Source organism: Thioclava sp. UBA3469, from assembly GCF_002378135.1.
Taxonomy (GTDB): Bacteria; Pseudomonadota; Alphaproteobacteria; order Rhodobacterales; family Rhodobacteraceae; genus Thioclava; species Thioclava sediminum.
In genome coordinates, this window is sequence record NZ_DFRG01000021.1 from 1 (window position 1) to 7673 (window position 7673).

Sequence of the window (7673 nt, forward strand, 5' to 3'; positions counted from 1 at the left end):
GCAGATCGAAGCCGAACGCCACCTGGAGCTGTTCGCCGGCGCGGCGGGCGTAGCGCTTGCCGTTGGGGCTGTCGTGGCGGATCACGAGGCCCGACTTCACCAGCGCCGCGAGATGCCGCCGCAGCGTGCTCTCAGGCATCCCATGGGCGCGCTCTGAGAGCGAGGCGTTGGACGGGAAGACGATCGTGCCGTCGCCCTCGGCCAGTGTCGGGTGCGGGTGAAAGGAAAGCAGCGCGTTCAGCACCGCCAGATCGCGGTCACTGACGCCGAAAGCGGCCCGCGCGACGGTCAGATCGCGCATCACGGCCCATTTGTCGCGCGCAAGCTCGGGTAGCGGCGCGTCGAGCATCTCGGCGGCCTGCAAATCCCCTTTGTTCAGGCTGCGCCCGAACGGGGTTTGTGAGATATGTTGCATCCTGTCTGTCACGAAGACATGAAAGATCGCTCCGCGGACATGGCGGTTGTTGACAGGAGTCAACTGCTCAGGATACGTTCAGAGTGCGAGAAAGAACGGCCCTTCGGGATGTCATGTCCTGGGGGGTCTCTTTTTTGTCCTGACGTGCCTCCTTTTTATCGTTGCGGTCTTCTGCTCATTCCCCGTCTTTGCGGGAGAATTCCTCATGGAGCCGCGCCATGTTCTCGCGCAGCCAATCGGCGAAACTGTCATCGTGCAGCGTCATCACGGGCTTTCCGCCACGTCGCTGCGCCTCTGCCAGAAGCGCACCGTTCTTCGTGGTGATCTTCTCGGGCGTTGGGGCAGGGGCCCGGTCCGGCGCGAGCGCGTCGAACACGGCCTGGAAACGGATGTCGCTGCTGTCGCCGGAGGCGAGCGCCACGACCTGATTGACGGGACTCTTGCCGATCCGGCGCGCCAGCGCGAGCCAGCGATCCCGCCCGGCCGAAGGCGCCGCGCCGATCGCTTCGATCACCGGCTCCGGCACTTCCTTGGCCACTGCGAGCATCCGGCTGACGACGGTCTTGTCGACATGGAGCGCGTCGCAGATCACCTTGCGGTCAAAACCGCCCTCAACCATCTGCCGGGCGAAATTCGCCTTCTCGATGAAGCTTAGATCCTTGCGCGCGGCGTTTTCCTGTCCCTGCGCCACGACGAGCGAGCGATCGTCGAGATCGCGCACCATCGCACGGACGGGACTGCCCAGCTTGCGCAACGCCTCCACTCGGCGGCGCCCGTAGACGATCTCGTAGCGGCCCTCTTCATTGGGCGAGTGGCGCAGCATCACCGGCACTTGCTGCCCGTATTCGCGCAGGCTCTCGACAAGTTCGGCGAGCCCCTCGGGGTCGGTATCGAGCCGGTCCTTCAGCCCCGCATCGTCGATCATGTCGGCCGGCACCTCGACCAGCGCGCGGGTGCGCAACTCGGCCAGCGACTGACTGACGGCGCCGATCGCGCCGGTCTGGCGCCGCGGCGGCGGCGAGGCGGGTTTTTCGGCCGGGGCAGATGCGCCGGAAGCTTTGCGTGCGCTCGCCTCCGCGTCGTTTCTTGCGTTCATCAGCCCGTCGAGAAGGTTCTTGCGTGCCATGATATCAGCGCCCCCACGCTTTCTGGATAAGGTCCTCGATCTCGCTATTCACGGCATTGAGGCTCTCAAGGGCGCGTTCATACGTCGAACGGGTGAATTGCGATTTCTCCACCTCGTAGAGCGTCTGCTTGGTGATTCCCGCATCCGAGATCGCGGTCGACTTCAGGGCAGGGTGGTTCAGCACATGCTCCCCGAACATCGAGCGCATGAAGCTAACCATTTGATTTTGCGGGCCATCGCCGGGTTCGTAGCGGGTAACGAGATAGCGCAGCCAGTCGTAGGACATGTCGCCGCCCGCCTCTGCCACGACGCCCAGGAGGTTTGAGGTCATCAGCAGGAACTGACACATCGACATCACGTCGAGCATCTGCGGATGCACCGTCACCAGCACCGCCGTCGCCGCCGAGAGCGCCGACATGGTCAGGAAGCCCAGCTGCGGCGGACAGTCGAGCACGACGACGTCGTAATCGGCCTCGACCGTGCCGAGCGCATCGCCCACACGGGTGAAGAACAGCTCGCGCGAGCCCTGTGCCAGTACGCGCGGCGTGTCATGCTCGAACTCCATGAGATCGAGATTGCCGGGGATGATGTCGAGATTGGTGAAATAGGTCTTCTGGATCACGTCCTGCAGCGGCACCGGATCGTCATAGCGGATCGCGTCGTAAAGGGTTCCACCGTCGAGCAGGTCGAATTCGGGCTGGAAGCCGTGCAGCGCGGAGAACGAGGCTTGCGGGTCCAGATCGATCGCCAGCACCCGGTAACCGTCGAGCGCGAGCTTCTGCGCCAAATGCGCCGAAGTCGTGGTTTTGCCCGAGCCACCCTTGAAGTTGATGACCGAGATCACCTGCAGATGATCTCCCTCGCGCCGACCCGGAAGGTAGGTGCCGGGCGTTTTCGCGCCCTTCTCGAGCATCTCACGCAGCGCCTGAATGTCGTGGGGGCTGTAATAGCGCCGACCGCCCGCGCGGATCTCGGGTTCCGGACCGCGCCCGTCGAGATGCAGCTTGCGCAGATAGGCGTCCTTCACGCCCAGAAGCTGTGCCACCTCGCCGGAAGTGAACTTGCGCAATTCCCGCTTGGTATCCGGCGGGAACAGGGCACGACGGTGCTCTTGCAGTTGCTCGGACAAACGCTCAGCATGTTGTCCGACGATCTGATCGATCCGCATATGTTCCGTCATCTCTGCCCTCTCGCCTCTGCGCTTGTTACGCTTTTAGGCGTCTCATTCGTTCTTTTCCGTATAATTCACTCGAACGAACTGAGTCTGGCAAGAGTTTTTTTGGCAGGCGCGACCAGAATCCCACAATTTCGAGAGCAATATCTAGCGAAACCTGCGCGAGAAGACACTAGCCAAGGGTCTGAGCGGCGTAGACTGACCCGAATCTGGTAACATTGCTGCAAGCCGAGGCCGCATAGCGGCGAGGCCCGCGCCCGATTCTCCCGCCGGCACCACGGGGCCAATTTACCCCGTCAAACGCGGCCGCGCCTTGATGAAATCCACGAAGGCGCGGAGCGAGGGTGGCATATTTCGACGGCTTGAATAGTAAAGAAACGGCCCCTCGAAATCAGGCCACCAGTCCTCCAGCACCGGCGCGAGATGTCCCGCTTCCATCGCGGGGCGCACCCAGTCTTCGAATGTCGTGACCACCGCCCAGCCTGTCGATTGCCGCCTTGATGGCGAATTCGGCGGCCTGCGTGCTGATTGTCAGGGGGCCGCTGGGGTCGATGGTGAGGCTTTCCGTCTCGGTCTCGAAGGTCCATTCGGTCAGCGCACCGCCCGGAAACCGGGTGCGGATGCAGGCGTGTTCAAGCAAGTCGCGCGGATGGGACGGGCTTCCCCGCCGCGCCAGATATTTGGGCGAGGCGGCGGTGGCGATGCGCTGACGGCGCGGTCCGATCGGCACCACGATGGCATCCTGCGCCAGCGTCTCGCCATAGCGGATCCCCGCATCCGCGCCTTGCGACAGAATATCGACGAGCCCGTCATCGACCGTGATGTCGACACTGACCGTCGGATGCGCCGCGAGAAATTCCGAGATGATCGGCGGCAGGCCTCGACCGTGTGACGGCGCCCGGGACGTTCAGTCGCAATGTGCCGCTCGGGCCGCGCCCGTGGCCCGCGACGGAGTCGAGCGCGGTCTCGAGCTCTTCGAGCACGGGGATGACTCGGTTCATCAGTTCGGTCCCCGTCACCGTGAGCGCAACGCTGCGGGTCGTCCGATTGAGAAGCCGCGTTCCCAGCCGGTCTTCCAATCGACGCACTGCCTCGCTCACCGTCGGTGCGGGAACCGAGGTAGCCCGCGCCGCGCCCCGAAACCCGCCATGTCGCGCTGCGGCGATGAAAAGCCGGAAATCCCGCATCTCGTCCATTGTTCGCTCTTCCCGCGCAAGCCGTGCAGATATCACTGCCTTATCGAACAATACACGGAAGTCTACCTTCGCCTCAGGAAAAAGGAGACAGCGCATGACAGCCCAACCCCATCTTGGCGGCACATTTACCTTTCCCGGCACGGACATCTCCGTGAACCGAATGGGATACGGTGCGATGCAGCTTGCCGGTCCGCATGTTTTCGGCCCGCCGAAAGACCACGAGGCCGCGCTCGCAGTGCTGCGCAAGGCCGTCGAGAGCGGCGTCGACCATATCGACACCAGCGACTTCTACGGCCCCCATGTGACCAACCAGATCATCCGCGAGGCCCTCGTGCCTTACCCCGACGATCTGACGATCGTGACGAAGATCAGCGCGCGGCGCGGCGCGGACGCCTCGTGGAACCCGGCAATGTCCGCCGTCGATCTTGAGAGGGCGATCCACGACAATCTCCGCAACCTCGGCCGCGAGAAAATCGACGTGGTCAACCTGCGGATCATGTTCGGGGAGGGACCGACCGAAGGCTCGATCGCGGAGCCTCTGACAGCGCTCACGCGGCTGCAGCATCAGGGGCTTGTCGGGCATATCGGCCTGAGCAATGTCACTGCGAATCAGGTGGAAGAAGGGCGCAGCCTCGCCGAGATCGTCTGTGTGCAGAACCTCTACAACCTCGCGCATCGCGACGACGCGCTGATCGACGCGCTCGCGGCGGACGGGATCGCCTATGTGCCGTTCTTCCCGCTTGGCGGGTTCTCTCCCTTACAATCGCAGGCCCTGTTCGATGTGGCGCGCGACCTTGGCGCGACGCCGATGCAGGTGGCGCTGGCGTGGCTGCTGCAGCAGTCGCCCAACATCTTGTTGATCCCAGGCACCTCCTCGGTGGCGCATCTGGAGGAAAACCTCGCCGCGGTGATTCTGGATTTGCCCGACGATGCCTGCGCGGCATTGGACACGGTCGGGACCGGGGATCACTGACGCGCCGCTCCTGCAAAAACGTGTGCGACAAATTACAACTTGTCGCACACGCCCCAATGTGCGACAAACTAAAACTTGTCGCACATGAGGCCGCAATGGACATCATCTCGCATAGCCAGACCGCGCAGACGGCCTATCAGGACCTGCTGCGCCTGCATCTCGACGATCGCGCCGCCGAAGTGACCGGCGCGATCGAGGAGCGTCATCGCGGCAACCGGACCTATCTTTACGAGCGGCTGCGGATCGGAACCGAGACGCGCAGCCGTTATCTCGGCGAGGACACCCCGGAGCTGCGCGACCGGCTGGCACGGGCGGCAGCCCTGAAATCCGATGCGCAGGCGCGCCGACAGCGCATGACGCGGCTGACCCGGATCCTGCGCGCCGAGGGCTATTTCGCCACCGACCGCGAAACCGGGTCGCTGTTTCTCGCATTCGCACGGGCAGGGATGTTCCGCCTCGGCGGCACGCTGATCGGCACCGCGGCCTTCGCGCTCTATCAGGGCGAGCTGGGCGTGCGGATGGATACCGAGACGCTGGCCCAGACCGGCGATATCGACCTCGCAAGCTTCCAACGCCTTTCGGTCGCGCTGCAGGACAAGGTCGAAGAAGACCCCGGGGACATCCTCTCGGCGCTGAAATTCGACCCTGTTCCGGGGCTTCAGGACCGGCAGGTCTGGAAATGGCGACAGAGCCGGTCGGAGGTCATGGTTGAGTTCCTGACGCCCGCCTTCGGCGACGAGACGGTGAAACCGCTGCCCGCGCTCGGCGTCTCGGCGCAGGCGCTGAACTATCTCAACTACCTGATCGCAGAGCCGATCCCGGCGGTGGCGCTCTACCGCTCGGGCGTGCTGGTGCAAATCCCGCGCCCCGAGCGCTTCGCGATCCACAAGCTGATCGTGGCCGACCGCCGCCGCGAAGGCCCCGAACGGGGCAAATCCGCGAAGGATCGCGCGCAGGCCGCCTTCCTGATCGACGTGCTGGCGCAAGACCGTCCCGACGAGCTGGCCGAAGCCTGGGAGGACGCCCAATCCCGCGGTCCACGCTGGCGCACCCGGCTGGAGGCGACGCTTGCCCGGATGCCGGAGACGGCGGCACGGCTGGCGGACCTTGGGTAGGGCAGCGGCCGTCTGAAAACGCAAGAACCGCCGCATGGAGGCGACGGTTCTCGAACGCTCGCTTGCCCGGGTAGCGCAGGGGTCACACATCAGTGATGTGCGTCGTTCATCTCTTCGAGCAGGCGCCGACGGAGCGTCTCGCCCGACACGTTCTGCAGCATCAGTTCGTTCGACAGGCGCAACATTCGTGCCGCAGATGCGAAGGAGCCCAAAAACGCTCGAATGGAGCTGAAAATGCCGAAATCCCGTGTTTGCGGGGCAGTATGTTCAAAAACCGTGCTCATGACAGCCTCTCTTCTCAAGCGTCCGTGTTGAGAAAGACGTAGGAGTTTCTGCACTGCAGCACCACCGACAGTTTCGGAAACCCGCCATGCGATGACCGCAGGATCGAAGCCCGGCGCCGTCGGGAACCAGTTGCTAGAGTATTGCGATGAGAGTGATCGACTCGAGTCGGGCCACCACGCGAAACCGCGCCGCACGGCAACCCACGAAAGGCCCGCGCGGGGTGTCTTCGCCGCGGTTTCGGTTGCGACGGCTTGCACTTTCGAGGGCTCGCCCGCGGCGGAGCTGGCCGTGCTGCCGGAAGACGGACGCTTTGCAATCGAGCACCCGACCGGGGCTGCTGAAGTTCTGATCGAAACTGATGCGACCGGCAAAGTTGTCCGGGCGGGAACATTGCGCACAGCGCGCAAATTGATGGACGGTCGGGGCTTTCCACGGCGGCGGGGCTGAAAGCCGCGCCGGAAGACGCTTCTACATTTACATAAGACAGATTATCAGCACTCTCGTCATATTGAGCGGCTTTCACTCCCTACTTCACCGCTGGGCAAAATTTCCGCGGCAGGTCCGTAACCCTCCAACCATTTCGGCCCGGCTATCAGCTCATCGCTTCGGGATCGATCACGTTGATCGGCGCGCCTGCGTCAAACGCGTTCACCTGCGCGTAGATATCCGCGAATTGGTGTTCCAGCTCGTCCTCGGTCACGAAGCCGATATGTGGGGTCGCAATCACCCGCGGATCGGTCAGCAGCACGGAGCCGGTGTCGTGGAAGGGCTCGCGATCAAAGACGTCGATGGCGATACGACCGGGCCTGCTTCCCTGCAGCGCCGCCTCGAGCGCACCGGGCGCGACCAGACCGGCACGGGATGTGTTCACGAAAATGCCGTGCTCCGGCATCGCGGATAGATCCTGCGCCGTGATCATCCCGCGGGTCTGGGCATTCAGCCGGACATGGACGCTGACGACATCGCTTTGCGCGAAGAACGCCTCGCGGCTGGGAGCCACGGCCTCGCCATCCGCCTCCGCCCGCGCCCGGCCCTGTTCGGAGCCCCACCACCAGACCCTCATATCGAGCGCACGGGCGTATTTCGCGACGAGCTGCCCGATCCGGCCACAACCAGTCAGACCGAGCCGTCGCCCCGCGAGGCTGAGGCCGACGCCGGCCTGCCAGTGACCGCTTTTGAGGCTCTCCATCTGACGCGGCAGATCGCGCGCCGTAGCAAGCATCAGCGCCAACGTCAGCTCTGCCGCCGCGACCGAGGGTTTGCCCTCTGCCATATCGCTGCACAGGATCACGCCATGCCGGGTGCAGGCAGCGACATCGACATGCGGGTAGCTGCTGCGTTGCGCGATCAGGCGTAGCTTGGGCAGCTTCGCCAGAAGCTCGGCGGTGA

10 protein-coding genes are annotated in these 7673 nt (G+C 64.0%); 3 read left to right on the forward strand and 7 right to left on the reverse strand.

The genetic code is table 11. From position 1 onward, the window contains the following. From repC to B3D39_RS01700, 5 genes are all read right to left on the reverse strand, one after another. Positions 1–415, reverse strand: a 415-nt coding sequence (gene repC, locus B3D39_RS01680) for a plasmid replication protein RepC (RefSeq protein WP_286789317.1), incomplete at its 3' end; no start/stop codon positions are given. Between the two features lie 175 nt (positions 416–590). Then, positions 591–1541 (reverse strand): plasmid partitioning protein RepB, encoded by a 951-nt coding sequence (gene repB, locus B3D39_RS01685; protein ID WP_274963326.1) that lies wholly within the window; start codon positions 1539–1541, stop codon positions 591–593. Positions 1542–1545: 4 nt separating this feature from the next. Continuing rightward, the gene (repA, locus tag B3D39_RS01690; protein WP_274963325.1) at positions 1546–2721 is read right to left on the reverse strand and encodes a plasmid partitioning protein RepA; all 1176 of its coding nucleotides are present in this window, start codon (positions 2719–2721) and stop codon (positions 1546–1548) included. Positions 2722–3106: 385 nt separating this feature from the next. After that, on the reverse strand, positions 3107–3592 hold the full coding sequence (locus B3D39_RS01695; protein ID WP_349678078.1) for a LysR substrate-binding domain-containing protein: 486 nt from the start codon (positions 3590–3592) through the stop codon (positions 3107–3109). Then, positions 3525–3911, reverse strand: a complete 387-nt coding sequence (locus B3D39_RS01700) for a LysR family transcriptional regulator (RefSeq protein WP_274963324.1) — start codon at positions 3909–3911, stop codon at positions 3525–3527. The genes B3D39_RS01695 and B3D39_RS01700 overlap by 68 nt, the downstream gene beginning before the upstream one ends. Before the next feature lie 94 nt (positions 3912–4005). On the opposite strand from B3D39_RS01700, the gene B3D39_RS01705 reads away from it, so the two are divergent. Then, complete coding sequence (locus B3D39_RS01705; RefSeq protein ID WP_274963323.1) at positions 4006–4884, forward strand: aldo/keto reductase family oxidoreductase; 879 nt, start codon at positions 4006–4008, stop codon at positions 4882–4884. 95 nt (positions 4885–4979) lie between these two features. After that, positions 4980–5999, forward strand: coding sequence for a nucleotidyltransferase family protein (locus B3D39_RS01710; protein ID WP_274963322.1), 1020 nt, complete (start codon positions 4980–4982; stop codon positions 5997–5999). A gap of 89 nt (positions 6000–6088) precedes the next feature. Here the strand turns inward: B3D39_RS01710 and B3D39_RS01715 are convergent, their stop codons facing one another. Continuing rightward, positions 6089–6283, reverse strand: a complete 195-nt coding sequence (locus B3D39_RS01715; RefSeq protein WP_274963321.1) for a hypothetical protein — start codon at positions 6281–6283, stop codon at positions 6089–6091. A gap of 91 nt (positions 6284–6374) precedes the next feature. On the opposite strand from B3D39_RS01715, the gene B3D39_RS20640 reads away from it, so the two are divergent. Continuing rightward, positions 6375–6731 carry a PrpF domain-containing protein gene (locus B3D39_RS20640; RefSeq protein WP_369127237.1) on the forward strand — a complete coding sequence of 119 codons (357 nt, stop codon included), beginning with the start codon at positions 6375–6377 and terminating at the stop codon, positions 6729–6731. A gap of 145 nt (positions 6732–6876) precedes the next feature. Here the strand turns inward: B3D39_RS20640 and B3D39_RS01720 are convergent. After that, the coding region (locus tag B3D39_RS01720; RefSeq protein WP_286789318.1) for an NAD(P)-dependent oxidoreductase at positions 6877–7673 on the reverse strand (797 nt) is incomplete at its 5' end.

Excerpts from the sequence above, each read along its gene's own strand:
- repB (WP_274963326.1), bottom strand. The coding sequence starts at position 1,541 with ATGGCACGCAAGAACCTTCTCGACGGGCTGATGAACGCAAGAAACGAC.
- repA (WP_274963325.1), bottom strand. The coding sequence starts at position 2,721 with ATGACGGAACATATGCGGATCGATCAGATCGTCGGACAACATGCTGAG.
- B3D39_RS01700 (WP_274963324.1), bottom strand. The coding sequence starts at position 3,911 with ATGGACGAGATGCGGGATTTCCGGCTTTTCATCGCCGCAGCGCGACAT.
- B3D39_RS01705 (WP_274963323.1), top strand. The coding sequence starts at position 4,006 with ATGACAGCCCAACCCCATCTTGGCGGCACATTTACCTTTCCCGGCACG.
- B3D39_RS01710 (WP_274963322.1), top strand. The coding sequence starts at position 4,980 with ATGGACATCATCTCGCATAGCCAGACCGCGCAGACGGCCTATCAGGAC.
- B3D39_RS01715 (WP_274963321.1), bottom strand. The coding sequence starts at position 6,283 with ATGAGCACGGTTTTTGAACATACTGCCCCGCAAACACGGGATTTCGGC.
- B3D39_RS20640 (WP_369127237.1), top strand. The coding sequence starts at position 6,375 with ATGACCGCAGGATCGAAGCCCGGCGCCGTCGGGAACCAGTTGCTAGAG.